A 25,625-nucleotide genomic window follows, 5' to 3' on the forward strand; every position below is an offset into this window, starting at 1 on the left:
CCACTACCTGCCACAGCGCGCGGCTCAGTCTGACGACGCGTTCGCTCGGGTTCCGTTGCCGTTCGAGACGTAGCGAGGTGCCATCGCCTCCATCTGCTCGATCACGAGCCTGATGGCTTCGGGCTGCTTGTCCGGCGGGTACTTGTACTTCACGAGCAGCCGCTTGATCGATGATCGGAGCTTGGCCCGTACATCGTCTCGCACCGTCCAGTCGGTCTTGACGTCGCGTCGCATGACCGCCACCAGCTCACGTGCGATCTGGGCAAGCACGTCGTCGCCCTGAAGTTCAACCGCGGACTCGTTGGTGCTGACCGCGTCGTAGAACGCCAGCTCGTCGTGGGACAGGGGAGGGTCGAAGCGCTGGCCGCGGTTGCCCTCCGCGGCGACTTCCTTGGCCAGTTCGATGAGCTCGGCGATCACCTCGGCCGACGTGAGCTGCTGGTTGGTGTACTTGCGCATCAGCTCGGCGATTCGCTCGGAGAACGCCCGCTGGCGCACGAGGTTGTGCCGCGTGACGTGATCCGACTCCTCAACCAGCAGCGCGCGCAACGCCTCGATAGCGAGGTGCGGGTTCGACGCCGATTGCGCCTTGAGCTGGAACTCCGGCCCCAGGTCGGACAGCGAAGGCTTCGGCAGACCAGCGGCGTCGTAGATGTCGATGATCTCACCGGACGCGGTTGAGGTGGCCACCAGTGCGGAGAGCATCCGCTGGATCTCCTCCGGCACGGGCTTGCCCTCGGCCTGCCGCTGTTGGGCGTCGAACTTACCCATCCACACACGGACTTCTTCGTAGAACCTCGCCGTGACGCGGAGGTGTTCGAGAGTCTGGTTGCCCGAACACAGCGCCCACGCACGGGCCAGTTGGTTGGCCAACTTCCGGAAACGGTCGCCGAGCGTCTCCTCGCCTTCCGGAACCTGGTTACCGGGGGTCGTGGGTGAGCGCAGGTAGTTGGTGAGCCCGTAGGCGGCCTTGACCCAGCTCTTCGGACCTCCATCCAGCTTCGCCCGCCACGGGAAGCTGGCGCACAGCTCGTCGAGGGAGGCGATGAGCGTGGTGGTGAGGTCGACAGCCTCGTCGACGTGCTTGCCGACCGGCTTCTTGGCCCGGTCTGTGTCGGTGTACTCGGCGAGCGCCCTGCTCAAGTTGTCCGCAAGCGGCGCGTAGGCGACGAGCAGGCCGTCCGGCTTGCCGCGGAAGGTGCGGTTCACCCGCGCCAGGGTCTGCATCAGCAGCGCGCCCTTGAGAGGGCGGTCGAGGTACAGCGTGTGCAGCGGTGGTGCGTCGAAACCGGTGAGCATCATGTCCTTGACCAAGACGATCTGAAGCTCGTCGTCCGCGTCTCGGAGCCGCTTCTGGATGACCTTGTTCTGCCCGTCACGGCGGACGTGCTTGGCCACCGGCATGATGTCCTGAGCCGAGCCGGAGTAGACGACCTTGACCACGCCCTTGTCGACGGCGTCGTTGTGCCAGTCCGGCTTGAGCTTGATGATCTCGTCGTAGAGGTGGGCGCAGATCTCTCGGGTCGCGCCGACGATGAACGCCTTACCGGGAGAGCCGATGAACTTGCGCATCTGCTCCGAGCGGGTCTCCCAGTGCTGGACGATGTCGGCAGCCAATGCCTCCAACCGCGCGGGAGCCCCGTACACGGCGTTGATCACGGCGACGGACTTCTCGATCTTGGCGCGTTCCACCTCGTCAAGACCGGTGGTGGCCTCGTCCGCGGCTCGGTCCAGGTCCTCTTCGCTGACGTCCTTGGTCAACCCGACCTTGATCAGGCGTGGCTCGAAGTAGACCGGGACGGTGGCGCCATCGTCGACTGCTCGGGTGAGGTCGTAGATGTCGATGTAGTCACCGAACACCTCTCGGGTGTTGCGGTCATCGAAGGAGATCGGCGTCCCGGTGAACGCGATCAGCGCGGCGTTGGGCAGCGCGTCCTTGAGGTGACGGGCGTAGCCGTCGAGATCGTCGTAGTGGCTGCGGTGGGCCTCGTCGGCGATGACGATGATGTTGCGGCGGTCCGACAGCAGCGGATGATCCAGCCCGGCATCCTTCTCTGCCTTGCTGAGACCGAACTTCTGGAGCGTGGTGAAGTAGATGCCGCCCGTCGCCCGGTTGGCCAGTTCCTCGCGCAGTTCTGCGCGAGTCGTCACCTTGATCGGGGACTCGCTCAGCAGACGGGATCGGTTGAACGCTTCGTACAGCTGCCCGTCCAACTCCTTGCGGTCGGTCACGACGATGATGGTCGGGTTCTTGAGCTTGGGCTGCGAGGCCACCAGGTGGGCGTATAGCTCCATCTCCATCGACTTGCCCGACCCCTGGGTGTGCCACACGACCCCGGCCTTGCCGTTGCTCTCCACAGCGGCCACGGTCGAACCCACCGCCTTGGTGACCGCGAAGTACTGGTGCGGCTTGGCAATCCGCTTCGCGTAACCGTCGGCCCCGCCGTCGAACGCGGTGAAGTTCCGCTGCAACTGGAGGAACCGCTCCGGGTTGAACACACCCTCGATCAGGAACTCCAACTCGGTGCCGAGGTGCACGTCATCGAGCGGCTCGCCAAGCTTCACCGGCTTGCCGTCGTCATCGACGTTCCACGGCGAGTAGTGGTTCAGCGGCGTGAAGGGCGTGCCGTAGCGGGCGGTGATCCCGTCGCTGATCACCGTCACCACCGCGAACCGGAACGCCATCGGGAACTCGCGCAGATAGGTCGCCAACTGGGCATGCGCCGCGTCCAGATCCGCCTTGACCGCGCCCGCTTGCTTCAGCTCGAAGATCGCGACCGGCATGCCGTTCAGATAGAGCACCACATCGAAGCGCCGCTCGACCTCCGCCGTGCGGACGGTGACCTGGTTGACCGCGAGCAACTCGTTGTCGCTGACCTGGTGGCTGACCAACCGGATGGTTGGGTTCTGTTCGACGCCGTCGGTGTCGATGTAGCTAATCCCGCGGTAGCCCTGAATACAGATCTGGTGCAGCCGGTAGTTCTCCGCGATCGCGTCCTGCGAGGTCGGCTGGATGATCTCCGCGAGCGCCTGCTCCAGGTACTCCGCCGGCACCTGCGGGTTCAGCTCCCGCATCTTCGCCAGCATCCGCGCCGGAAGCACGATGTCGTCCCACGATGCGCGCCCGTCCTCAACGCCCGGCGCTATCGCGGTCCCTGGAAGCGACCGCCACTCCTGCTCGGCGAGCGTCTCCAGCGCGACGCTCTCCCAGTCCGCCTCACTGAACCCCGGCTGCCCCGCCATCACACAATCCCCTCCACAACCTTCTCGGCGTCACGCACACGGACTTTTCCGGACATGAGCAGCCGGAGCAGTTGGTCCCGAGTGCTCTCCAGTTGCAGATTTTCCTGCTCTGCCGCAAGTGCACGTCCCCAGAGGGAGGACATCAGTCCATCGAATCGACCGATCTGCTCCGGTTCGGGTATAGTCACTGGCTCGTCGAGATGGCGGCGTTGGATATGCCCCATGGTAGTCGCCTTGTCGGCGGCGATCGCTTTAAACTCTTGCAGCTTGTCGCGCAACGCTTGGTTGATCAGCCAGATAGGACGATCGCCTTTCGGGATCACCTTGAAGATGTGCTGGTTCACAATCGCTTCTTCTCGGAACCATCGGGCCACCGTCAAGGATCCAGACCAGGCGAATAGGAGATCGCCGGGGTGTGCCAGATGATCCTCCGGAACATCTATGTCGTTGTAGACGGTAGAACCGCCAATGCCTGAGTTAAGCTCCGCAATTCGAATTACGACACGTCCGACGCCGGATGCATCTTTCGTAAATGCTTTGCCATTCACGAAACGCGCCAAGGACGACAATGGAACGACGGTCCCGGCCTCGCGGGCCTTGAGCCACACGGCGTTAGCCAATTCATCGGCTTTGACGATCAGTTGCCCATTGACGGCGATCTTGTCGTCGAGTGCGCTCAACGTCAAGCCAATTTCCTTCTGTCGAGACAGTTCGACATCTGGAAGATGGTATCGACTCTTGAACACTTCGAATTGGAAGTTAGATATACCTGTCGACTGGTTCTGATACTTCCATGTTCCGCCATCGTTATAGAGGTGTTGGAGTGCGTAGTAGGTGAACGTCGGATCTGCCATTTTCGGGTCGATTCGAACCAGGCGACAGAAGCTCGCCGGGATGATAGGGTCGGAGGTGCTCGACAGCAGCTCCTCTGTCACTCGAATGGTTCGACCGGTAGGCCTTTCCTTTGTTCCCCCGGAGATCTCCAGGATGATGTCACCCGGTTGAAGCTTGCGTGACATTACCTTCTTTTCGACCTCGTACCGAACTGGTACTCCGTCGAGCGATTTGACTGCCGCATTTGGAAAGTCGGCTCCGCGGATCACGCGAACTCTGACGAGCCCCTCGTCCGCCTCGTCTGCTCCCCATCCACCTCCGATGGCATGGGAAATCGCCTGCGATATGGGCCGCCCGCTCATGAAAGCTGCTCCAGCTTCTCACGGACGACGTTTTCCAGCCGAGCGGACTCGTCGAAGGTGGCGAATAGTTCCTTGGCAAGCCGCTGGATCTTGTCGTCTATGGGTTCGCCGTCGTCTTCAGCTTCGGCGGCACCGACGTAGCGGCCTGGGGTGAGGGCGTAGTCGGCAGCCTTGATGTCAGGCAGGCCCACTGACTTGCAGAAGCCGGGAATGTCCTCGTAGGTCAGGTGCTTCTGGGCGGCGGAGCGGGTGCCGCGCCAGGCGTGGTAAGTGTCGGCGATCTTGGCGATGTCCTCGTTCGACAGGGCGCGTTCGGCCCGGTCGACCATGTAGCCGAGTTCGCGGGCGTCGATGAACAGCACCTCGCCCGACCTGTCCACCGCTCCATGCTTGCCGGCGCGCTTGTCCTTGGTGAAGAACCAGACGCAAACCGGGATGCCGGTGCTGCGGAACAGTTGTGTCGGGAGCGCGACCATGCAGGAGACGAGGTCGGCCTCGACGATCTGGGCGCGGATGGCGCCTTCGCCGTTGGAGTTCGACGACATCGAACCGTTCGCCATGACTACGCCAGCGCTGCCGCCGGGGGCGAGCTTGTACAGGATGTGCTGAATCCAGGCGTAGTTGGCGTTGTTGGCGGGTGGGACGCCGAACTTCCAGCGGGGGTCTTCGGTGTTGCGGGACCAGTGCTTGATGTTGAACGGCGGGTTGGCCATCACGTAGTCCATCTGGACGTCCGCGTGCTGGTCGCGGGCGAACGTGTCGCCCCACCGCGCCCCGAGGCCCTTGTTGTCGATGCCGTGGATGGCGAGGTTCATCTTCGCCATCCGCCAGGTCTCCTCCAGACTTTCCTGGCCGTAGATGGCGATGTCCTTCGGATCGCCGTTGTGTTCGTAGATGAACTTCTCGGTCTGTACGAACATGCCGCCCGAGCCACAGCACGGGTCGTACACGCGCCCGCGCGCAGGCTCCAGCACTTCGACGATCACTCGGACGACGCTGGGCGGGGTGAAGAACTCGCCGCCGCGCTTGCCCTCCGAACGGGCGAAGTTGCCGAGGAAGTACTCGTAGACCTCGCCCATGAGGTCGCGGGCGCGGTGCTCGCCCTGGCGGCTGAACTTGGTGCTGTTGAACAGGTCGATCAGCTCGCCGAGGCGTCGCTGGTCGATGTTGTCCTTGTTGTAGAGGCGCGGCAGCGTGCCCTGCAACGACGGGTTGGCCTTCATGACGAGATCCATCGCCTCGTCGATGAGCTGGCCGATGTTCTTGGCGGGTTCGGAGCCTTCGGCGGGCTTGCCCTTGGCGTACTGCGCGAGGTACTTCCAGCGGGCGGTGGGCGGCACGACGAAGACCCCATACCCCTGGTACTCCTCGGGGTCGTCGATCAGGTCGGCGATCTGCTCTTCGTCGTAGTCCTGTGCCGTCAGGTCGGCGTGGATGGCCTCGCGGCGTTCGTCGTAGGCGTCGGAGACGTACTTGAGGAACACCAGGCCGAGGATGACGTCCTTGTACTGGTTCGCGGACAGCGAGCCGCGGAGCCGGTCGGCGGCCTTCCAGAGGGTGTCCTTCAGCTCCTTCATCGTCGATGGTGCCGACGGTTCCTTCTTCGTGCGGGGAGGCATGCTGCCTGTCCTTCCTACTGCGTTGTCCGCGTGGTGAGAGTCACCGCGCCAGCGGCGGCTCCGTCGATCATGGCGGTGACGAGATCCCGTGTTGCGTCCAGGTGCCGCCGCAGGGTGGTCTCGTGGTTCACGGCGGCGAGAAGCGCCTCTTCCAGCCGCTCCACCTCGGAGGTGTCGAGGATCGGCACGCTCCAGGTCTGCCACTCGGTGGGCTCGTTCGGCAGCCGGTTGATGATCGCCGCCACCGCGTGGGGGCCGATCCCTGCTTGCGAACTGATCCGAAGGATCTTCGACGGGGAGGCCACCAGCGATCCGCCGTGGTCGTCGACCCTTGCGATCGGGCGTGGCCGTTCCGCGAACACCACATCCCCCGGATCTGTTCGGACGGCGCGCGGGTACAGCCGCGCAGCATCGAACGGGTCGAGATGCGCAGTGCCATGTGGCTCGGTCGCGGACAGGACCGCGACGGAACCAGCAGGATTGTCGTGACTGTGGTCAATCCGGCTGCCGCGGAGCACTCGCACGTGCCCCAGGTCTTTCAATTCGCCCAGCGACCGCCTGCGCAGCAACATCGCGCCAGGGGCGCGTTCGGCCAGCACGTCGAAAGGCTGGATCGGCTCGCTCGTCACCAGGGTGGCCGCGTTGATGACGGCGAGGTGCCGCTCGATCTCCGTCGTCGCGAGCCGCAGTGCTCGCACCCCACGGGGTACAACGACAGTGCGGGCACTCAGGATCGGTGGGAGGTCGTGCGGGCGGAGGTAGCGGTAGGCACGACCTCGCGCGGCGGCCAGCGCGCCGGTCATGTCGGAGGCGAGGTCGCCGAGGTCCAGCTCGTCTCGGGTGAACGCGGCTAGGTCGGCGACCAGCGGCCGTTGTACGGACCCTCCGGTCGCGCAGACCCACAGGCCCAGCGCCTGCCGGTGCGCCTCACGCCACATGCCTCGAGGAAGGCGCAGCGCGACGGCGAGGCTCTCCGAGCGGAGAGTCTGCGCTCGGTTCCGCTCCTGCTCTCCGTGTAGCTCGTCACACAGGACGCCAGCCGGGCCGATGACGACCGCGAGTTCACCCTCGCCGAGGTCGAGCACGAGGTTGTCGACCAGGTCGAGCACCTCGTCGGCGGACCTGCCGATGGTCGACAGCACTCGGACGCCAGGGCCTGCCGCGTCGTCGGCGGTCTCGATCTCGCGAATCGCCGCCCTGCGTCTGATGTCCCGCAACTCCGGAGTGCCGCCGGGCACCACGAGATGGGTGAAGGTGTCGGCAAGCGCGAGCGTCACGCTCGACGCCGGGCCGACGTGCACGAGCGGCACGCCCTCGGGGTCGAGGTGGAGGGCGCAGGCCTCGGCGACGGCGTGGATGAGGTCGACTGCGTCGGAGGTGAGATCACGAGTGCCCAGCGTCCGCGCGGCCCTTCCTTGCTCCAGCCGGTCGAGTGCCTCGCGCGGGCCGTACGACGCCTCAACCAGGTCGTCGATGAACCGCAGCGTGCATACGGCCGGCACGGAAGCCTTCACCTCGCGGAACAGCACCCGGTCGTCGGGATCGACACCGTGCGCCAGGGTGATGCGGTTCTCCGCTGTCGTCTCCGCCAGTTCCTCCCCCGTCAACACCGCGAGGCAGAGCCAGGTGACGAGTTCGTCCAGTGGCACGTCATCGGGCATGCTCAACGCTGGTGCGTCGAGATTCGCCTCGGGGTTGTTACCCCGGCCAGTGCGCTCCAGCCACTCGACGATGTCTTCGCGACAAAACCGTTCCATCCCGCCCGAGACCTCGACAGGGTCTGGGAAGGGCACATGCAGACCGCGGACGCGCGGCCGGTTGCGCCACATGCTCACGACCGGACGACGGACACGAGCGAGATCAGCGACGTCCTGCAACGTCAAGGTAGGCCCTCCACCTGCCACGACACACCTCCTCGGTCACGACCCACAGAGTATCGAGAACGGCCTACGTCGCGCCGCAGGAGAAGTGATAACCCCACTTATCCACGTTCGTATGCGACAACGCCGCCCGGCTCGGCTCAACCTGTGTGGGCCCGCTGTCGATCATCGGCAGCGCTTCCCGCAGGAGAACGCGATGACCCAGCACATCAAGCACCCAGCCCACTTCGACAACGACGCCACAGCGGTCGTCATCGAACGACTGACGATCCACGACCGCGAGGTCGCACGAGAGGCTCAGCGCTGGGTCTCCGGCGAGCGCGGCCCGCTCGTGGAGAACCTCGACACCCTCACGAGTGCCGACCTGACCAACTACGTCACCGAGGCCGTACGCATCGGCGCGCATGCACTGAGCGTGACCGGACAGGCCCAAGAAGCTCAGGCACTCGAACGACTGCTGAAGGACGTCGGAGACAAGACCGCCCACTCCACCGCCCAGGCAGCCGAACTCACGGCGCGAGCAGTGAAGGAAGCGTCCGAAGCCGTCATGGCGGCGGCCCGTGACGCCAAGACGACCATCACTGACTCGGACACCCAGAGCCGCAAGGAGCTCACCACGGCTGTAATGACGGCGAAGCAGGACCTCAACACCGAGCTGCGCCGCATCTTCGCTGGTGAGAACCCCGAACTTGTCGAACGCCTCCAGCCGGTGCTCGACAAGTTCAGCGCCGATCTCGACGCGAAGGTGAGCGCTGGAACGGCCGAACTGCTGGCCAAGGCCGCTAGGCAGTTCGACCCGTCCGACCCGACTTCCCCAATGGCCAAGCACGCCGCCGAACTCACCGCCCAGCAAGAACAGCTCACCCAGCAACTGGCCAAGCAACACGCCGAGTTGACGAGCAAGATCGAGGAGGTGTCGACCGTACTGCGCGTCCACGAGGCCACGACCGCCCTCGCCAAGGTGACGCCGATCAAGGGCGAGTCCTACGCCGGCTCGGTGCACACCGTGCTGACGGGCATCGCCGCCGGTCTCGGCGACGACTACACGGACACCAGCACGACCACGGGCCGCCTGCCCCGCTGCAAGAAGGGCGACGGTGTGCTGAGCCTGAACGACGGCGCCGTCCGCGTCGTCATCGAGATGACCGACTCGTCGCGCACCGGCTGGACCGACTACTTCGCCGAAGCCGAGCGCAACCGCGATGCCGTCGCCTCGCTGGGCCTCGTCCGCACCACCGACCAGAACGGCGGGCAGACCCTCCGTGTGATCGGCGCGCAGCGGCTCGTGCTGGCCTTCGACCCAGACAACGACAGCCCTGACCTCCTGCGCACCGTGATCATGCTCCTGCGCACGACCGCCATCGCGACGGCAAGCCGCAAGGGCGTCCACCAGGTCGCCACGGCCGAGGAAAAGATCGCCGAAGCACTCAACCACCTGGTGAAGATCGACTCGGTCAAGAAGCTGTCCGCCACGATCCATAAGTCGGCGACGAAGATCGACAGCGAGTGCACCGCCCTCAACTCCGCCGTCCGGCGCCTCCTCGACGAGGCGCTCGTCGCACTGGCCGGTGCTCATGCGACCGGTCCCGAACTTGTCAGCACGGCCGAGTCCCACGGTGCCGCGTGACTCACGGTGAAGAGCGAGGCTGCCGCAGTACCCGGCAGCGTCGCGTCGACAAGGGTCACCCTAGGTGTTAGTCGCTATGCTACTTGTGAGCGGCCTGGCGCTGCGACCCGAACGGGAAGAGAGAGCTGGATGCAAATGCCTCTGATCCCCGGCGTTGGTGCCGGCACGCTGCTTGAGTCGGAGCTGCTTGCTGATGATCGGTCGGTGCGAATCGGTGCGATCTACCGCATCGATTACCACGAAGCGATCGTTCTGACCCACGACCGGTGGAAGTTCGACGCAGGCGGTATTCCGCAGTACACGTTCCTGCTGGCCACTGCTCAGGACATCGACAGCGACTCGCATGACGACGACGAAGTGTTGCTGCTGCGAGTGGAGGGCACGGCACCGCTCACGATGGACTCCGACCTCCATGCCGTTCGTGAGGAAGCGCTGCGCACGGCGCTTTCCCAGAACGAAGACTCGTCGCCGTCAGTCGTGCTTGATGTTCAGCTCGACCCATTCACCAAGAACCGTGTGTCATTCACCGGCTTGAAGTGCCAAATTCTGGGTACCTTCTATGAAGACGACGTTAATGGCAAGAAACGCATCGAATTCGGAGCTGATGTAGACAACTTCTATGCCACCTCGACCTATCGGGTCCTCAAGCCAACCGGTAAGGGTCTCTCTGCGATCGCGTCGTACCTCAAACCGGCAGATGGCGACCCGGTTGAAAAGGTTCGGATTGGGTCGGTTCGTTACTCATCGACCAAGCGGCGCGCCAAGGCCGCCAAGCAGCATGACGCGGTCGTAGATATCAATGTGCACGACATGATCGGCCATAAGACGGGCATGTTTGGCATGACCCGTATGGGTAAGTCGAACACGATGAAGATCGTCGTGGCTCGCACTTTCATGGTCTCCGAGCGGCTCCGGGCCGAGGGGGAGCCGCCGATCGGCCAGCTCATCTTTGATCCGCAAGGCGAGTATGCCAACCCGAACGCGCAGGACGGTACCCAGATTGCCGCTATCGGTGACAAGCACGTCGTCATCTACGCCTTCGGCGGCGGTGATGCGTCGAAGCCAAACGTGCGTCCACTGGGTATCAACTTCTTCGACCCAGCCCAGTTGGATGCTGTCAAGGGCATGATCGCAGCGCAGTTATCAGATGGCGGTTCTGACTACGTTCGGGCATTTGTACAGGCTGACCTCAAGGGCGATCCAGTCGCCGGCGAATCGAGTGCCGAGGGTTACAAGCGCCGCGCCCGTGCCGAACGCGGTCGTGTCATGCTCTACGGCGCGCTAGCGAAGGCAGATTTCCCGATTCCTCAGCGCGACGCTGCCAATCCACAATGGCCATGGCGCGCCTGGGTCGCCATGGATGCGACCCTTGCCGACGCCGTACTCAAAGAAGTCCCCGGTGCGCTCATCAAGGCGCGCAACGGAAAAACTGTTGGTATCGAACGGGACAAGATTATCGATGTGTGCGAGTGGATCGTTGCTCAAGAGGAGGGTGGCACTGGCTCATCGATTAAGGGGTTTGACTCCTTTGTCAGTGGTGATCCATATAAATCGGTCAAGCCGATCTTCACGCAATCCAATGGTGGAAAGTTCGTCTCAGGTTACACAAAGCTTAAGCCGCTGAAGCCTTTCCATGCCCCCTCGTCGGCGTCCGATTTCCGCGATGATATCTATACCGAAGTCACCAATGGCCACATCGTGATCGTCGATCTTCACCTCGGCCCTGACAAGGTCATCCGACAACTATCGGAAGACCTTGCGGCACGGATTCTCGAAAAGCAGACCGAGACGTTTACGTCAGGCAAGGAAGCGCCGCGACTACAAGTCGTTCTGGAAGAGGCGCACAACCTGTTCGGGACGCAGCGCTACAGCGACGACCTGGACGTCTGGGTGCGGCTCGCGAAGGAAGCTTCCAAGCTAAACGTCGGCATGGTGTACGCCACGCAGGAGGTCTCCGGTGTGGCCCACCAGGTGCTCGCTAACACGAAGAACTGGGTCGTGGCGCACCTCAACAACACCAAGGAGGTGCGGCACCTCTCGCAGTTCTACGACTTCGGCGCCTTCTCCGACGCCATCATCTCGCAGGAAGACAAGGGGTACGTGCGCCTCAAGACAATGTCATCGCCCTACATCGTGCCGGTCCAGATCGACCGGTACGGTCTCGCGCTCGTCAACGAGGCACGAGAGATTGCCGGCTACGACCCACTACCGCAGACAGAGCAGGCGTAGGAGCCCGGGGATGCCATACCAATCGATCAGTGGCACGTACGAGCTAGCATCCCGCCTGGGGCACTCGACCGCGGCCGTCCGAGCCATCGCGGACAAGGCCAGATTCCACGTTCCTGCCGAGCAGCTCCGTGACGTGACATGGCTTGCGTCGAAGGTTAAGCCGCGGTCGGAGCTGGAGCTGTCAGCAGACGCGGTGACGCTGTCGGCGGCGCTGGCGATTGATGGCTCGCACGTGGCCGAGCGAATCCGGGACGGACTCCCGTCCGTCGTCTACGGCTACGCGCAGGCAGCGGCGGCATTCGTAGACCTTGCGATCATGGAATCGCAACGCGCCGAACGCTTCGTTGACCCGGCGGCGATCGATCGCGCGGTGAACGCCGCGCTGGTGTCACTCGATCTTCCGGTTGCTGGCGCGTACACGCGGGAAGGTGTCGATATCGCGACGTCCTGGCGTGAGTCGATTTACAGCCTCTTTCGCGATAAGAAGATCGAGGTCAACAGGCTCAACCAAAGCCTCCTGGACCTGCTCATGCTCCTCCACGGCAAGCCCGGACGGCCCGCCGAAACTGTGCTTGTCAACTGCCCGCACGAAGACTGCGGGTACAAAAACGTCGCCACCCCCACCGGAGGTACCGCTTGCCCTGGCTGCGATGACGATCTGTTTCCGACTGACATCCTGCGGATCTACGAGGAGGTCGTCGAGGAGGGCACCAACCAAACCGCGCTCGGCCGTCTGATGTCGGTCGTCGAGCTACTCGTGCTCGTCGGCTTGACGAGCCTCCTGTGGGAGCAATCTCGCAACGAGCTGTTGTGCTCCACGTTGTTCATCGTGGACGGACCGCTCGCGATGTACGGGCCGCCGGCCAAACTCCGTAGCCAAGCCCAGGCATATTTCCAGTCGATGACCGCATCGACACCGGGTGACGGTCCGCATCTCTGCGGGCTCGAAAAGACCGGTGCGATGGTTGATTATGCGCGTCAACTGGCACGGTACGATGTACTGAAGCCTGGTGACCTGCTTATTTGCGATCAGCAGGTGATCGAGACGATTACCAACTCATCGAATGCGGTCGCCTACGGCAAGGAGACTTACTGGGGCCGCAAGTTCGTCTACCGGTCGCGGGACGGACGGGTCGTCGTTCCGACGATCATGCCAGCTACCGGTGCGGCCTACGACAATGACGGTGGCCAGGCTGGCCCCGCCGGTTACCCGACGCTCCCAGCGATCCTTGACGTGATCGACAGAACCGGCTCCTCGATGTACGTGGACGGGATCATTCCGGTGGCGGCCGCCCACGGTAAAGCAGCCTTCCCGATCGGCGTCGGCACCGACGTGCTCCGCCTCGTCGCCAAGAAGAAGCTCGGCCTCGATCATGCACCGAGTGGGGCGAGCTAGCCGTGGCCGACGCGACTGGAAAGATCAACATATGACTGTGACGACGCCGCGCGCTTCGGCCACCGCTCCACCCGCTGAGACGCGCCTTGCCGCCGTGCCCACAGCGCCGCGTCACATCCGAAGTCGACCACGGAAGATCGATGAAGCCGCCAGCCCCTTGGACCACCCCCTGGCGAGCGGGCGGTACCAGTCGCCGCTCCGCTACCCGGGTGCGAAGACCGGGTTGGCGGACCTCATCGGACGCCTGGTCAACTCCGCCAAGGCATCACCACAGGTCGGCCGTGTGGACCTTCTCGTCGAGCCCTTCGCCGGAGGCGCATCCGCGTCTCTCCGGCTGGTCGGATCCGGCATTGTCGATCGAGTGCTCCTAGCCGACGCCGATCCACTCGTCGCCGCCTTCTGGCAAGTCGCAGCTGACGACACCGAGAACCTCATCGACCGAATGGCAGACGAACATGCGCGGTATATCGCGCGTGGTGGCTCGATCGCGCTGGATCGCTGGGACTACTGGCGCCAGTGGAAACCGTCTGCAGGGACGTCCGTCACTGATGCCCGATTCGAGGCAGCCGTAAAATGCCTCATCCTGAACCGGACAACCTTCTCGGGCATTCTGCACGGCAAAGCCGGACCCATCGGAGGCAGAAGGCAGCAGTCAAAATACGACATCGGTTGCCGATTCAACGTTGCCGCTCTGGCTGAGCGACTTCGCTATGTCGGACACTTGTATCAGACCAGGCGACTCGTCGATGTCTGGTGCAAGGACTGGCAGAAAACCCTCGCCGACGTACCTGAGTGGTATGCGCAGCTGATTCCAGACCATGTCGTTGCCTATCTCGATCCGCCGTACCTGGCGAAGTCGCAGAAGCTGTATCAGAGGTCGTTCGATGCTCACGGCGGATATGCGGCCGCGCCGGTCAGTGACCTGCACTGGTCGAACAGCCTCGTCCACCATCGCCTTGCCGAATATCTGCGCTGCAAAATCCGATTCCGGTGGATACTGTCTTACGACGCCGATCCGTCCCTGCTTGACGATCCAGGGTTGTACGCAGCAAGCCGAATGACTCCCAGCGCAGAAGACAAAAATCTACTTGACGTAAAGGAATGGGCCTTGTCCAAGCGCCTCGTCTCGCTGCGCTACACAGCCTCGGCAGGAAAGGGACGCGGCCCAGCCGACGAACTCCTCATCACAACCTTCCCGCCGTCAACTGTGCCCGTAGACGACTTCTTCCGACCCGTCGATTCGCAGTAATCAGCGCCAGCGGTAACGCCGACAGCGATTGAAGCACCCGATTCAGCATCTGAGCGGCTCAGTCACCTGGGGACGCACGAGCGGGCCGAACTTACACCATCACCCCCTCGGACGCGACGTAGGCCGGTTCCAGCCGTGCCGATCGGTCGCCATGGTCGCACTGGCCGCTGATGGCGGGAGGCAGGTGCCCGGCCTGCCGCCACCGCCGCAGTACCTTCCGGCCATAGTTGTTCGTACCCACGATGCGGTCCAGCTCCGCGCCGGTCGGCGTGCGGCCCTTGGCCCGCTCGGTCACGTAATACGCCCACATGCGCTGCTCGGCGGTCGGCTCGGCTGGCGGGCGAGCCTTGTCCGAGACCACCGCGAGACGCACCACTGCCCTGGTCTCATCGCTGGTCTCGCCCGTCTCGCCGGTCTCGGTGCTGGTCTCGTTCGCGATCTCGGCGCGGTGCCGCTTGAGCGCGCGGTTGAGCAACTCGACCGCCAGCAGCAGCGCCAGCGGTGGGCACGCCGCTACGGCCACGGCGAACACGCTCAGCTCTGGAGCCGCCGCCACGTTCGCGCAGAGCGAGAGGCAGATGCCGAATACGAAGGATAACCACGCCGCCCATCGGCCAGCGACACGGCGGCCGCGGCCGGTGGTTTTCCACAGCTCGACTGTGGCCGTGGTCAAGATGCCGTCCACGATCAAGGGCCAAATCGCCGCTGTGGCCTCGTCGGCGCCAAACCGCAAGGCGAACTCGCGGCCGTGCCGGTAGGAAGCATACGCCGCGCCGAGTGCCACCAGTGCGGTACAGGCGCACTGCACCCACAGCGCGCGGTCTCGCCGAGGGGTTGCCGTGGCGCTCACCGCAGCACACCTCCGGCCGCTCGTCGTACGTTGTCCCGGCGGCAGCCGACGCAGGCAAACACCTGCGAGCCGGTCACCTGCCGGCCCACCGGCACATGCGGAACACGGACGCGGAGGTAGTCAGCTACGCACACCACGCAGGCCAGCCCGTCGGCCTGCGGCGCAGTCAACCCGGTGATGATCGTGTCGCGGCTCATTAGGAACCACCCGCCACCAGGCGGCGGGTGCCCACCGGGCGGATCGTGATCTCAGGCCCTTCGACCAATACTTCGCGGTTCGTATGCTGAAGCGTTAGGCCCACCACCGTCACACCGCCACAGACGAGATGCCTGCTGGCGCCAGCACCAACGGCAACGTGAACGCCAACCTCTCGGCCGCAGCGCGCACCGATCCTGCCGCGCCTAGCCCCGCGCGCTCGACGGCCCCGCCACCAACAAGGTCAGGGCCTCGCGCAGGGCTAGCCAGTCGAGCGTGCCGCCGTTCGCCTGGCCTGGGCGAGGCGATAGGCGGCGTAGTCGCGTGCCAGCCGCGCCCGCCGCGGTGATCCGGCCCCGCCCGCCGTTGCGATGTGGGACCACAGCCCGGCGACATACGCGGCCCAGGCAGTCAGCGTCGCGTCGTCCAGGGCGGCGAACGCTGGTCGCTGGCGGGCCCACCGCTCGGCGTCGCCTGCGGGGTGACCGGCCTCGATCAGCCGCAGCACCAGAAACGCGGTGTCCACCCAGGGCGCGCCCGCGCCGGGGAATCCCCAGTCGACGACCTTCGCCCCCTGCCCGTCGGGGCTGACGATGATCTGCTCTCCGTGCAGGTCGGTGTGCAGCAGGCGGTCCCCGTCGACCAGTTCCGGCACCCGCTGGGAGAGCCGGGTCATCTCCGCCACGTCGAACCCGGTCACCAGGTCGGGGTCCGAGTCGGCGATGCGCTCCCACCAATCCACCGGTGCCCACCGCTGCCGCAGCGGCCGCAGCCCCCCGGCCGGGAGCGCCGCGATGCGCTCGACCACCGCGCCCACCACGGCCAGGTCGGGGGAGCCGGGAGCCAGCGACGCGCGACGGCCGGGCACGTGGTCGAACCCGACCACCAGCCAGTCGTCCTCGCCGTCGGCGATGTCGGCGTGGAACAGCACCCGCGGCGCAACTCCCACAGCCGCCGCGTTGCCGCTGACCTCGTTGCGCAGCCACCGCATCCGGCGGCTGACGCCCCGCACGGCCTTGACGAACAGCAGCGGTCGCCCGGCGAGGGTGAGCACGGCGGCGAGATCGCTCGCGCTCCCGGCCGCGACGTCCTGCGCGGTCTCCACGGCCGCGGCCACCGCGGTCGCATCGTGGCCGAGCGCCCTCGTGCGGTCGGCCACCAGCGCATGCACCACGCTGGGCGCCTCAATCCACCTCACCGCGGACCCTTGCTGCGGCTGTCGGTGTTCTCGTTGCCATCGCTGCCAGAGTTGGAGCAGTTGCCTTCCTCGTGGCACTGCCCGCACTTGGCCGCGCGCGGCCACAGCTCCATGTCCACGACGTACCCGGCGGCCCGGATCGCCTCCACCGTCCGAGCGACCTCGCCCGTCGACGCGCCGCCTTCACCGGACCCGTCGTCGGGCACGTGGTGCAGGAACTGCCCGGCGAGCCGATCACACAGATCCGCGTAGAGGCGGGTGTCCAGGATCAGCTGATGCCAGCCGAGATCGACAAGCGGGCTCGGCCGCAACCCGCCCTCCGGGACGGTCGCCGCGGCGGTGAGGAACGCGAGCGCCTGGTCCACGATCTGCGCCGCCCGCTCCGCCATCTCCGGGTGATCCTCGGCCAGTCGGGCGGCCACGGCCGCGAACGTCGACGGGTCCAGCAGGTCACGGCCAGCGCGGGCGAGCGGGGCGACGGTCACAACGGGCCTCCAACCAGGGCGGGCAACAACCGGGCGCGTACGAGGGTGCCACGCGCCCTGCCCTAGAGGCGTCCCCCGACAGCGTGGCATACCCGCGACCGAACGACGCTGCTCTTTCGCCACAACCAGTATCGCCCTCGGGTACAGGCGCTTGTGGGTGGTCAGATCTACGCAGGCCGTCATGTCCTGGCGCCCGGTTTGTCAGACCGTGTACCGGCTGCTCGGCGGTGTCGGTGAGCCAGCAGCGGATAGTCGATGGGTCGGTCGGCCAGGGCAGTGGGTGCAGGGCGGTTTAGTGGGCGAAGTCCCAGCGGGTGGCGCCGTGGGGTTCGGCGGTGGCTACGCCGAAGGCGGTGTGGAGGGTGAGGCGGTAGAGGTGCCAGGGTGGGGGGCCTGCGCTGGGGGCGGTGAAGGGGGCGGTGAGGCCGTCGCCGTCGACCTCGGCTGGCCAGCCGCCCGGGTGGTAGGCGGTGGCGATTCGCTGGAGGGTTTCGGGGTCGGTGATGCGGTGGGCTTCGCCTTCCAGGACGACGTCGAGGCCGTCCAGGCGGACTGACACCGTGCACGCGGGGTTCAACGCGAGGTTGCGCGACCTGCGGGTCCCAGGGCCGCCGATGAAGTACAGCGCGTCATCCACCCAGATCGCCCCCACCCCAGCCGAGTGCGGCCGTCCGTCGGGGCGCACGGTGGAGACGAAGAACGTCAGGTCGGCTTCCGGTGTGTCGCGGTCGAGGAGGTCGCGGGCGCGGCTCCAGGGGAGTTCGGGGGAGCCGTACTGGTCGAGGTTGCGGGTGGCGATGGGGGCGGTCATGGGTCTTAGTGATACCAGCCGGGCCCCCCGAGGGGGCTGGGTGAAAATGCCGAACTGACGGAAGGTGTTAGGCGTCGATCAGGTTGCGCACGGCGCGTTCGTGCAGTGGTCAGGCGTCGTCCAGGTCGTGGTGGAAAGCGAATGGCGTGCGGGTGATCACGGACGGCGCGAATTCCGCCTGGTTCAAGTGGTGCAGGGCGGTGGGGTTGCGGCGAAGGGACGGGTGCCACTCACTTCTGCTGTCGGAGTCGGCGCGAGTGCATACGGGTAGGGGCGAGGGCGGCCCGCCCGCCCTCGCCGGGGTGGTCATCGGGTGAGGAGGTCGACGATGCCGATGGTGTCCTCGTCGCCGTGGGCGGTGGTGAGGCGTTGGCGCATGAGGGTGAGGTAGGGGGTCAGGAGTTCTGGGCTGACGCCCTGGTCGGTGGTCGTGTCGAGGAGGGTGGGGATGCCTGCCACCTGCATGGCCAGGTTGGACACCACGCCCTTGCGGTAGTCGCCGCTCTCCAGCTGCTCGGCGTGCAGGTGGATGCCGTTGGCCATCGCCTGGAGCCAGCCGACCAGCAGCGGGGCGAAGGCGGTGGGGGCGATGGCCTCCTTGCGGATCAGCGCGAAGGCGTGGGCCGCCCCGGCGAACATCCCGTTCATCGCGCACAGCAGCGCCACGTCGTGGAGGGCGGCGAAACCCGGGTCCTCGCCGACGTACTTCGTCCCCGCGGGGACCGCCAGGACGTCGGCGTGCGTGTCGAACAGCTCGCGCGAGCCGCTGTAGAAGACGTAGGCGTCCGGGCCGCCGATCATCGGGGGGACGGCCATGATGCCGCCGTCGAGGAAGCGGGCCCCGCGCGCCTGGGCCCACTGCGCGCGGGCGCGGGACTGGGCGGGGGTGCTGGTCGTCAGGTTCACTAGGTCCTTGCCGGTGAGGTCGACGTCGGCGAGGGCCGAGCCGACGCTGGCGTCGTCGAGCAGGCAGACGACGATGAGCCCGCTCGCGGCGACGGCCTCGGACACGGTGGCGACCGCGGCGCCGCCGAAGGGCTCGGCGCGGGCCGGGGTGCGGTTCCACACGGTCAGGCGGTGGCCCGCGGCGAGCCAGGTGCGGGCCAGGGCGGCGCCCATGTCGCCCAGGCCGATGAGGGTCAGATCCATGCGCCCACCCTGCGGCCCGTCGAACGCATGATCAAGTACGCACTTCCAGGTGCGTGGTTACCCTGTGGTTAGCGTGCAGGTAGGGGGAAGACATGGCGAAGCGGCCCGGGGCGTACCACTGCGGGACCGAGGCGGCGATGGACGTCATCGACGGCAAGTGGAAGGTCGGCATCCTGTGGGTGCTCGGCCAGGGCGTGCGCCGCTTCGGCGAGCTGCGGCGGATGCTGCCCGGGGTGACCGAGAAGGTGCTCGCCGCCCACCTGCGCGAGCTGGAGCACGACGGCATCGTCCGCCGCGAGGCCCACCCGGTCGTGCCCCCGCACGTGGAGTACTCGCTGACCCCGGCGGGCATCGCGCTCAACGACGCGCTCGCCCCGCTGGCCGCGTGGGGCGAGCAGCACGTCATGCGCTGACGCCGCCCGCCAGCCACTCCTTGTTCTCCTGGCGCAGGAACGCCTGGAGGACGACCACGGGGAACACCAGCGCAACGAGCAACAACGGCGAGAACACCTCGTTCGCCAAGCTGGTGACCAGGTTGACCACGGCCGAGACGAGCATGATCCCCTCGACGGTCAGCACCGCCGGGCGCACCCACGGCGGCCTGCGGTGCAGCACGGCGGCGGCGGCGATGACGACCACCGCCATCACGACGCCCAGCACGGAGAGGGCGATGTAGACGCCCGACCCGTCGACGTCCGCGTCGGCCAGCAGGGCGATCAACGCCACGTTGCCCAGGATGCCCAGCGCGCCTTGCACGTAGAGCAGGGCTCGGACGGGGCGCAGGGTCTTCGGCAGCTTCTCGTCCATCCGACCAGTGAACCGCGTCCGCCCCCTTGATCCAATGCTTCGGCCCGAACCTGCCGGAACTGGAATGCGCACTGGCCCAGCCGCGTTGCTCCGGATGACCGAGGGGAGTGGCGATGACGATGGTGATGACGGCCGAGGAGCGCGCGGCGTTCCTGGAGGAGCGCCGGGTGGGGGTGATCGCCATCGGCCGGGCCGGGCGCGGGCCGCTGGCCGTGCCCGTGTGGTACCGCTACGCCGACGGCGAGGTGCAGGTCTGGATCGACCGCGGGTCGGTGAAGGACCGGGCGCTGGCCAAGGCGGGCCGGTTCACGCTGGTGGTGCAGCAGGAAGAACAGCCCTACAAGTACGTCTCCGCCGAGGGTCCGGTCATCGCCGCCGACACCGCGCCGACGCGGGAGCAGGCCGTCGCCATCGCGGGCCGGTACCTGCCGACCGCCGAGGCCGAGGCTTACGTCGACGCCGCGCTCGGGGAGACCTCGGTGCTGGTGCGCATGCGCCCGGAGAAGTGGTTGAGCAGCGACCAGGGCAAAACCGGCTAACCTGGCGGGCATGGTGATCGTCGCGGGCTCGCTCAAGATCGCGTCGGGACGGCGGGACGAGTTCGTCGCCGCGTCCCGGCCTGCCGTCGTCCGGGCCAGGGCCACGGGTGGCTGCCTGGAGTTCGTGGTGACGGCCGACCCGGTCGAGCACGACCGCGTGGTCGTCTACGAGCGGTGGGACTCGGTGGAGTCCCTGGCCGCCTTCCGCGGCGAGGGCCCCGGCGACGAGCTGGGCGCGCTGATCGTCGACGTCGACCTGGGCCAGTACGCCGTGATGTCCTGAGCGCCTTAGGCGTCCGCCAGCTCGGACGGCACCTCGGCGCCCAAGGCGGTCAGCTCGGCCGCGATCTGGCGGGCGCGCTCGCGGTCGTCGACGCGCAGGGCGAGTTCGGCGCGGTAGAGCAGGGCTTCCACGCGGTCGTCGTCGGGGCCCGCCTTGGCCAGCGCGGTGTCGAGGATGCGGATGGCCTGGGCCGTCTCGCCGCGGGATTCGCCCTGCACGACCGCGTTCGCCAGGGACCTGGCCAGCGCGGTGGTCGGCTCGGTGCTCGCGGTGTCCCCCTTGGCCGGGAAGATGCGCAGCCAGTTGCCGCCGGGGTCCACGACGGTGAAGCCGCTGAGGTTGTCCTGGTTCTTGCGCTTGCGCGGGCGGGTGATCCGGGGGATGCCCGCGAGCGGGAGCTTGCCGTAGCGCTCGCGCAGGCCCGCGGCGAACTCGGCGAACAACTCGGCGGTGTCGGGGACGACGACCAGGCACGAGCCGTAGGAGTCGGCCGGGTCGAACGGGTCCATGCCGAAGAAGTGCAGTTCCAGCGCGCCCCGGCGCATGCCGAGGTAGGGGTTGGGCTTGAGCTGGCGGTAGGTGCGGATGAACCCGAGCGCCCGGTAGAAGTCCTCGGTCTCGTCGATCGACGGGGTGGGCAGCAGCGGGATCGTCTTCTCGTCGGCCACGGCTCAGCGTAGCCGGGTGCCCTTGGTCTCCGGCAGCGTCCTGATCACCGCGAAGGCGACCGCGGCGCCCGCCGCCACGTACCAGAAGAACGCCGTCGCCAGCCCGGCGCTGGACAGGGCGCTGATCAGCAGCGGCGCGGTGCCGCCGAAGGTGGCCACGGTCAGGTTGTACCAGGTGCCGATGCCCAGGCCCCGCAGCTCGGTGGGGAACAGCTCGCTCATCAGCGCGGGCGCGATCGAGGTCATGGCGGTGTAGAGGCCGAGGCCGACGGTGAACACGACCAGCAGGTTCACCAGTCCCGGCTTGACCAAAGTGGACAATGGAACGACCAGCACCGCCGTCGCACCCGACCACACCAGCAGCTGGGGCTTGCGCCCGAAGCGGTCGGCCAGCGCGCCCATCGGGTACTGGAGCGCCACGAACACGGCGGTGGCGATGGACAACGCCAGGAACACGTCCACCGCGTCCGCACCGCGCGACTTCACCGCGAACGGGGTCAGCGCGCTGAAGAAGGTGTAGTAGCACAGCGTCGACAGCATGCTGAAGCCGACGAGCTGCCCCACCGCCTTCGGGTGCTCCTTGAGGGTGGTGCGCAGCGGATGGGGCACGCGCTTGGCCTTGCTCGCCTCGAACAGCTCGGTCTCGGCCAGGCTCCGCCGCAGCCAGAGCCCGATCAGGCCGAGCAGCCCGCCGAGCAGGAACGGCAGCCGCCAGCCCCAGGACTGCATCGCCTCCGGGCTGAGCGAGCGCGCCAGGGCGAAGCCGAGGACGGAGGCGCACAGCACCGCGCTGCCGGTGGAGATGTAGAAGAACGCCGAGTACCGGCCGCGGCGCTCGGCCGGGGCGATCTCGGCCAGGTACGCCGAGGCGTTGGACACCTCGCCGCCCAGCGACAGCCCCTGCACGACGCGGGCCAGCAGCAGGCCGATCGGGGCCAGCCAACCCGCCTGCTCGAACGTCGGCAGCACCCCGATCAGCACCGAGCCGCCCGCCATCATCACGATGGTCAGCACCATCGCGGGCTTGCGCCCCCGCAGGTCGGCGAAGCGCCCGAGGACGATGCCGCCCAGCGGCCGGAAGAAGAACGCCAGCGCGTAGGTGGCGAAGGTGTTGATCTGCGCGAGCGCGTCGTTGCCCGCGGGGAAGAACGCGGTGGCGAAGTAGATGCTGAACGTCGCATAGATAGTCCAGTCAAACCATTCAAGGGCGTTACCCAGGGAAGCGGCGAACAACTTCCTGACAGGGTACTGGTGTTTCTCCTGCTCGACAGCGGAGTCAGTCACCGGTCGCCTCCTGCTCCGCGCAGCGACAGGGCCGGTTGGTGAACGGGATTCCGCTGGTCGACTGCGGTTCGAGCGGGCTCACATGGTTGGCTGTGCCTCTGGCCCGCCGCGCAGGCGGATGTTGCCCCGAGGCGAACACGGCCAACGCCGCGATGACTGCGGGACGCTGGGCTGCTTTCGTGCCGCGGAGCGCGATCAAGAGCCATAGCGTGCGCGAGCGGGTAGCGGCCACGAATGCGGCGAACAGGAGAAACTCCCACATGGATGGGACGTTTCCGGAGTCGTGGAACTTGAAGTGACAAGAAAGTGGCAATCTTCGCCGAGCGGGCGGACAGCGCCCGCGCCGAGAAGCGCTGCTCCGACCGGTCGCGTATCCAACTTGTCCGGTCGAACCACTCAAGGGCGTTGCCGGCGCTCGCGGCGACCAGTTTGCGGACCGGCAGCCGGTGCCGGGTGGCGGTGTTGGCCATGATTGGCATACTAGGCCGCTAGTTGGTTAGCGCGGCAGGTCGAAGTGCATGCGCAGTTGGACGCCGACGCCCCAATCGAGCTCGCCGCGCTTCTCCTGGGGGAAGTAGCGCATGCCGACCTGCCCCTGGATGAGCATTTCGAGGTTGCGCACCGGGCGGTAGCCGATCTCGCCCTCGTTCTCCAGGCCGAGCTCGAAGCCGTGCTCGTGCGACCAGTCCAGCGTGAACTGGTGGGTGTGCCGCAGGAACCAGTTCGGCCACAGGCGGATCTCGCGGTTGAGCAGCTCGACGGCGCCGTTGCCCGCCAGCGGGCCGACGCCGCTGCCGCCGATCTGCAGCTGGGCGTTGGGATGGGTGGTCAGGTCGAAGTCGCGGAAGTCGTCCACGACGCGCTCGAACGTCGTCTCGGGCCAGCGCAGCCACAGCTGGACGGGGAAGTGCAGGTCGATCGGCTGCTGGGCCGCGGGCTGCTGGTCGGGCTCCGGTTCGCGCTCCAGCGCCTCCCAGGTCGCGTCGTCGACCACGCCCGTGGCGATGAGGCCCGCGCGGGTCTGGAAGAACTCCACCGACGCCTCGGTGACCGGGCCGAAGCGCCCGTCGACCAGGCTGAGCCGGACCTCGCCCGCAGCGGCCGCCGCGGCGAGCCGGTTGGCGAGCAGGCCCTGCAGGTACTTCACCCAGTCTTCCTGGTCGCTGCCCTGGCGCAGTTCGGGGTTGCCCATCGTCGCCTCCTCAGGCCAGCGCCGTGTCGCCGGGGCCGTGGCGCAGGGACTCGTCCACGCCGTCGACGCAGGACGGCACCGGCTGCTCCTCCAGCCAGGCCACCCACTCGGCGTTGAGCTCGATGCGCTCCGCGGTCTCGATCTCGCTCTCGAACTCGACCCGGATCTCCTCGTCCATGCCCCCGATCGTGGTCGCGCGCCCGGGGCCGGCCAATGTCCGATCGGGCGGGCCAACGGGCAGGTCAGCGCTCGTACCGGGTGATCGACAGCAGCGCGACCGGATCGGCCGGGCCGTCGGTGACCGTGGCGCGCAGGCGTTCGCGCAGCGCCTCGGCGTCGATGTCGCGGCCGATGAACACCAGCTCGGTCCCGGTCCCCGGCTCCCGCGCCACCCGCACCGAGCCGCCGACGACCTGCACGGCGAATCGCTCGGGCAGTCCGAAGTGGACATAGCCCTTGGCCCGGTACACCCCGCTGTGCCGGTCGGTGAGCACGGCGGCCAGCGCGACCGGGTCCAGCGGCTCGGCGCAGGTGAAGTCGACTGCCTCGTACCCGGCGTGGATGTGCTGGGAGTGGTCCTCCAGGTCGAAGAACGACAGCTGCTCGGCCGCGGGGCGCTCCACCGGGTCGAACAGCAGGTCGGGGTCGATGCGGCCGTGCTCGGTCGGCACCACGGGCGCGCCGCCCGCCAGCTCGCGCACCAGGTCGAGCAGGCCCGGGTCCGCCGCGCGGTCCATCTTGTTGAGCAGCACCAGGTCCGCGTAGCGCAGGTGCTTGTCGATCTGCGGGTGCCGCTCGCGGGTCGCCGGGAACTCCGCGGCGTCGACCACCTCGACCAGGCCTGCGAACTCCACCCCGGGGCAGGCCAGCACCATGCGGACCATCGCGGGCGGCTCGGCCAGGCCGCTGGCCTCGATGACGATGGCGTCCACGTCCGCCTCGGCCAGGCGGGCCAGCATGACTTCGAGGTCGGAGGCGTCGACCGCGCAGCACAGGCAGCCGTTGCCGAGGGTGATCGTCGAGTCGACCTGCGCGGCGACGGCCAGCGCGTCGATGTTGATCCGCCCGAAGTCGTTGACGACGACCCCGATGCGCCTGCCGCCCGCGGTCCGCAGCAGGTGGTTGAGCAGGGAGGTCTTGCCAGAGCCGAGGAAGCCCGCCACCACGACGACCGGAATCCGCACGGGTGCAGAGGTTACCCGCCGGTGGGCCTGCGCTGCGGCGGCACCGGGCGCCCGGGGTCCGCGGCGAAGTACCGGCGGACGGCCGCGGTGTGCAGGGGGAAGGCCAGCTCGGCGGGAGCGGTCAGCACCTCCCAGCCGGTCGACTCCGCGGTCGGGGCGGACGCGGGCGGGTGCTCGACCCGCGGGGCGGTCCCGAAGACGAGCAGGGTGCCGTCGGGCGCGCTCACGGTGTCGAAGAGGGTGATCGCGGCCGGGTCGACCGGCACGCCCGCCTCCTCCGCGCACTCCCGGGCGGCGGCCTGCTGCCAGGTCTCGCCGTGCTCGATGAACCCGCCGGGCAGCGCGGGCAGGCCGCGGCCGGGATCGATCGCGCGGCGCACGACCAGCAGGCCGTCGTGGACCGGGAGGAGCAGCACGGCCACCGGGAGTGGGTTGCGGTAGGCGGTGTGCCCGCAGTCGCAGCGGCGCGGCCAGGTCGGCCCGACCTCGCTGCCGCAGGCAGTGCAGTAAGGCATTCCGGCGTCCCCCTACCGGTAGATGG

General features: G+C 67.0%; 24 protein-coding genes. 7 read left to right on the forward strand and 17 right to left on the reverse strand.

What is annotated here, in order from left to right; translation table 11 throughout:
• Positions 1 to 24: 24 nt before the first annotated feature.
• From ACWEPX_RS14560 to ACWEPX_RS14575, 4 genes are read right to left on the reverse strand one after another with little or no spacing between them, the layout of a single operon-like run.
• The gene (locus ACWEPX_RS14560) at positions 25 to 3,243 is read right to left on the reverse strand and encodes a type I restriction endonuclease subunit R (protein WP_451897633.1); all 3,219 of its coding nucleotides are present in this window, start codon (positions 3,241 to 3,243) and stop codon (positions 25 to 27) included.
• Entirely contained in the window at positions 3,243 to 4,439 is a 1,197-nt protein-coding gene (locus ACWEPX_RS14565; RefSeq protein ID WP_451897634.1) for a hypothetical protein, read from the reverse strand. Before ACWEPX_RS14565 ends, ACWEPX_RS14560 begins: the two co-directional genes overlap by 1 nt.
• Entirely contained in the window at positions 4,436 to 6,016 is a 1,581-nt protein-coding gene (locus tag ACWEPX_RS14570) for a class I SAM-dependent DNA methyltransferase (RefSeq protein WP_451897635.1), read from the reverse strand. The genes ACWEPX_RS14565 and ACWEPX_RS14570 overlap by 4 nt, the downstream gene beginning before the upstream one ends.
• A gap of 56 nt (positions 6,017 to 6,072) precedes the next feature.
• Complete coding sequence (locus ACWEPX_RS14575; RefSeq protein WP_451897636.1) at positions 6,073 to 7,941, reverse strand: hypothetical protein; 1,869 nt, start codon at positions 7,939 to 7,941, stop codon at positions 6,073 to 6,075.
• A 193-nt stretch (positions 7,942 to 8,134) separates the two neighbouring features.
• Here ACWEPX_RS14575 and ACWEPX_RS14580 point away from each other — a divergent pair, with 193 nt between their 5' ends.
• The 4 genes from ACWEPX_RS14580 (at position 8,135) to ACWEPX_RS14595 (ending at position 14,439) form a co-directional block, all read left to right on the forward strand.
• A complete protein-coding gene (locus ACWEPX_RS14580; protein WP_451897637.1) occupies positions 8,135 to 9,565 on the forward strand; it encodes a Fis family transcriptional regulator in 1,431 nt (476 codons plus the stop codon).
• Positions 9,566 to 9,700: 135 nt separating this feature from the next.
• Positions 9,701 to 11,794: a helicase HerA domain-containing protein gene (locus ACWEPX_RS14585; protein WP_451897638.1), complete on the forward strand. Its 2,094-nt coding sequence runs from the start codon at positions 9,701 to 9,703 to the stop codon at positions 11,792 to 11,794.
• 193 nt (positions 11,795 to 11,987) lie between these two features.
• The gene (locus ACWEPX_RS14590) at positions 11,988 to 13,190 is read left to right on the forward strand and encodes a hypothetical protein (protein WP_451897639.1); all 1,203 of its coding nucleotides are present in this window, start codon (positions 11,988 to 11,990) and stop codon (positions 13,188 to 13,190) included.
• Positions 13,191 to 13,227: 37 nt separating this feature from the next.
• Positions 13,228 to 14,439, forward strand: a complete 1,212-nt coding sequence (locus ACWEPX_RS14595; RefSeq protein WP_451897640.1) for a DNA adenine methylase — start codon at positions 13,228 to 13,230, stop codon at positions 14,437 to 14,439.
• Positions 14,440 to 14,530: 91 nt separating this feature from the next.
• Here the strand turns inward: ACWEPX_RS14595 and ACWEPX_RS14600 are convergent, their stop codons facing one another.
• From ACWEPX_RS14600 to ACWEPX_RS14625, 6 genes are all read right to left on the reverse strand, one after another.
• Positions 14,531 to 15,289, reverse strand: a complete 759-nt coding sequence (locus ACWEPX_RS14600) for a DUF2637 domain-containing protein (protein ID WP_451897641.1) — start codon at positions 15,287 to 15,289, stop codon at positions 14,531 to 14,533.
• Positions 15,286 to 15,486 (reverse strand): hypothetical protein, encoded by a 201-nt coding sequence (locus ACWEPX_RS14605; RefSeq protein WP_451897642.1) that lies wholly within the window; start codon positions 15,484 to 15,486, stop codon positions 15,286 to 15,288. The genes ACWEPX_RS14600 and ACWEPX_RS14605 overlap by 4 nt, the downstream gene beginning before the upstream one ends.
• Before the next feature lie 260 nt (positions 15,487 to 15,746).
• Positions 15,747 to 16,682 carry a phosphotransferase gene (locus ACWEPX_RS14610; RefSeq protein WP_451897643.1) on the reverse strand — a complete coding sequence of 312 codons (936 nt, stop codon included), beginning with the start codon at positions 16,680 to 16,682 and terminating at the stop codon, positions 15,747 to 15,749.
• Positions 16,679 to 17,167, reverse strand: a complete 489-nt coding sequence (locus ACWEPX_RS14615) for a glycine-rich domain-containing protein (RefSeq protein WP_451897644.1) — start codon at positions 17,165 to 17,167, stop codon at positions 16,679 to 16,681. Before ACWEPX_RS14615 ends, ACWEPX_RS14610 begins: the two co-directional genes overlap by 4 nt.
• Before the next feature lie 292 nt (positions 17,168 to 17,459).
• Positions 17,460 to 17,978, reverse strand: coding sequence for a pyridoxamine 5'-phosphate oxidase family protein (locus tag ACWEPX_RS14620; RefSeq protein WP_451897645.1), 519 nt, complete (start codon positions 17,976 to 17,978; stop codon positions 17,460 to 17,462).
• Between the two features lie 306 nt (positions 17,979 to 18,284).
• On the reverse strand, positions 18,285 to 19,127 hold the full coding sequence (locus ACWEPX_RS14625) for an NAD(P)-dependent oxidoreductase (protein WP_451897646.1): 843 nt from the start codon (positions 19,125 to 19,127) through the stop codon (positions 18,285 to 18,287).
• A 92-nt stretch (positions 19,128 to 19,219) separates the two neighbouring features.
• Here ACWEPX_RS14625 and ACWEPX_RS14630 point away from each other — a divergent pair, with 92 nt between their 5' ends.
• Positions 19,220 to 19,540 (forward strand): winged helix-turn-helix transcriptional regulator, encoded by a 321-nt coding sequence (locus ACWEPX_RS14630; RefSeq protein WP_451897647.1) that lies wholly within the window; start codon positions 19,220 to 19,222, stop codon positions 19,538 to 19,540.
• Here ACWEPX_RS14630 and ACWEPX_RS14635 read toward each other — a convergent pair.
• Positions 19,530 to 19,934 (reverse strand): hypothetical protein, encoded by a 405-nt coding sequence (locus ACWEPX_RS14635; protein ID WP_451897648.1) that lies wholly within the window; start codon positions 19,932 to 19,934, stop codon positions 19,530 to 19,532. The genes ACWEPX_RS14630 and ACWEPX_RS14635 overlap by 11 nt on opposite strands.
• A gap of 113 nt (positions 19,935 to 20,047) precedes the next feature.
• Between ACWEPX_RS14635 and ACWEPX_RS14640 the strand changes: the two genes are divergently transcribed.
• Both ACWEPX_RS14640 and ACWEPX_RS14645 read left to right on the forward strand, forming a co-directional pair.
• A complete protein-coding gene (locus ACWEPX_RS14640) occupies positions 20,048 to 20,473 on the forward strand; it encodes a pyridoxamine 5'-phosphate oxidase (protein WP_451897649.1) in 426 nt (141 codons plus the stop codon).
• A 10-nt stretch (positions 20,474 to 20,483) separates the two neighbouring features.
• Positions 20,484 to 20,756 carry a putative quinol monooxygenase gene (locus tag ACWEPX_RS14645; RefSeq protein ID WP_451897650.1) on the forward strand — a complete coding sequence of 91 codons (273 nt, stop codon included), beginning with the start codon at positions 20,484 to 20,486 and terminating at the stop codon, positions 20,754 to 20,756.
• A gap of 5 nt (positions 20,757 to 20,761) precedes the next feature.
• Here ACWEPX_RS14645 and ACWEPX_RS14650 read toward each other — a convergent pair whose 3' ends face one another.
• The 6 genes from ACWEPX_RS14650 to ACWEPX_RS14675 all read right to left on the reverse strand — a co-directional run bounded on the left by ACWEPX_RS14650 (position 20,762) and on the right by ACWEPX_RS14675 (position 25,599).
• The gene (locus ACWEPX_RS14650) at positions 20,762 to 21,424 is read right to left on the reverse strand and encodes a hypothetical protein (protein WP_451897651.1); all 663 of its coding nucleotides are present in this window, start codon (positions 21,422 to 21,424) and stop codon (positions 20,762 to 20,764) included.
• Between the two features lie 3 nt (positions 21,425 to 21,427).
• Positions 21,428 to 22,708 carry an MFS transporter gene (locus ACWEPX_RS14655; RefSeq protein WP_451897652.1) on the reverse strand — a complete coding sequence of 427 codons (1,281 nt, stop codon included), beginning with the start codon at positions 22,706 to 22,708 and terminating at the stop codon, positions 21,428 to 21,430.
• Positions 22,709 to 23,204: 496 nt separating this feature from the next.
• Positions 23,205 to 23,900 carry a peptidoglycan-binding domain-containing protein gene (locus tag ACWEPX_RS14660; RefSeq protein ID WP_451897653.1) on the reverse strand — a complete coding sequence of 232 codons (696 nt, stop codon included), beginning with the start codon at positions 23,898 to 23,900 and terminating at the stop codon, positions 23,205 to 23,207.
• 10 nt (positions 23,901 to 23,910) lie between these two features.
• Positions 23,911 to 24,078: a hypothetical protein gene (locus ACWEPX_RS14665; protein ID WP_451897654.1), complete on the reverse strand. Its 168-nt coding sequence runs from the start codon at positions 24,076 to 24,078 to the stop codon at positions 23,911 to 23,913.
• Between the two features lie 64 nt (positions 24,079 to 24,142).
• On the reverse strand, positions 24,143 to 25,084 hold the full coding sequence (locus ACWEPX_RS14670) for a CobW family GTP-binding protein (RefSeq protein WP_451897655.1): 942 nt from the start codon (positions 25,082 to 25,084) through the stop codon (positions 24,143 to 24,145).
• A gap of 11 nt (positions 25,085 to 25,095) precedes the next feature.
• Complete coding sequence (locus ACWEPX_RS14675; RefSeq protein ID WP_451897656.1) at positions 25,096 to 25,599, reverse strand: NUDIX domain-containing protein; 504 nt, start codon at positions 25,597 to 25,599, stop codon at positions 25,096 to 25,098.
• Positions 25,600 to 25,625 lie beyond the last annotated feature (26 nt).

It is taken from the genome of Actinokineospora sp. NPDC004072 (genome assembly GCF_053604195.1).

Bases quoted from the DNA above. Each gene is read 5' to 3' on its own strand.
- ACWEPX_RS14570 (WP_451897635.1), bottom strand. From the start codon at position 6,016: ATGAAGGAGCTGAAGGACACCCTCTGGAAGGCCGCCGACCGGCTCCGC.
- ACWEPX_RS14660 (WP_451897653.1), bottom strand. From the start codon at position 23,900: ATGGGCAACCCCGAACTGCGCCAGGGCAGCGACCAGGAAGACTGGGTG.
- ACWEPX_RS14630 (WP_451897647.1), top strand. From the start codon at position 19,220: ATGGCGAAGCGGCCCGGGGCGTACCACTGCGGGACCGAGGCGGCGATG.
- ACWEPX_RS14580 (WP_451897637.1), top strand. From the start codon at position 8,135: ATGACCCAGCACATCAAGCACCCAGCCCACTTCGACAACGACGCCACA.
- ACWEPX_RS14565 (WP_451897634.1), bottom strand. From the start codon at position 4,439: ATGAGCGGGCGGCCCATATCGCAGGCGATTTCCCATGCCATCGGAGGT.
- ACWEPX_RS14645 (WP_451897650.1), top strand. From the start codon at position 20,484: ATGGTGATCGTCGCGGGCTCGCTCAAGATCGCGTCGGGACGGCGGGAC.
- ACWEPX_RS14665 (WP_451897654.1), bottom strand. From the start codon at position 24,078: ATGGACGAGGAGATCCGGGTCGAGTTCGAGAGCGAGATCGAGACCGCG.
- ACWEPX_RS14625 (WP_451897646.1), bottom strand. From the start codon at position 19,127: ATGGATCTGACCCTCATCGGCCTGGGCGACATGGGCGCCGCCCTGGCC.
- ACWEPX_RS14640 (WP_451897649.1), top strand. From the start codon at position 20,048: ATGACGATGGTGATGACGGCCGAGGAGCGCGCGGCGTTCCTGGAGGAG.
- ACWEPX_RS14675 (WP_451897656.1), bottom strand. From the start codon at position 25,599: ATGCCTTACTGCACTGCCTGCGGCAGCGAGGTCGGGCCGACCTGGCCG.
- ACWEPX_RS14585 (WP_451897638.1), top strand. From the start codon at position 9,701: ATGCCTCTGATCCCCGGCGTTGGTGCCGGCACGCTGCTTGAGTCGGAG.
- ACWEPX_RS14635 (WP_451897648.1), bottom strand. From the start codon at position 19,934: ATGGACGAGAAGCTGCCGAAGACCCTGCGCCCCGTCCGAGCCCTGCTC.
- ACWEPX_RS14605 (WP_451897642.1), bottom strand. From the start codon at position 15,486: ATGAGCCGCGACACGATCATCACCGGGTTGACTGCGCCGCAGGCCGAC.
- ACWEPX_RS14560 (WP_451897633.1), bottom strand. From the start codon at position 3,243: ATGGCGGGGCAGCCGGGGTTCAGTGAGGCGGACTGGGAGAGCGTCGCG.
- ACWEPX_RS14620 (WP_451897645.1), bottom strand. From the start codon at position 17,978: ATGACCGCCCCCATCGCCACCCGCAACCTCGACCAGTACGGCTCCCCC.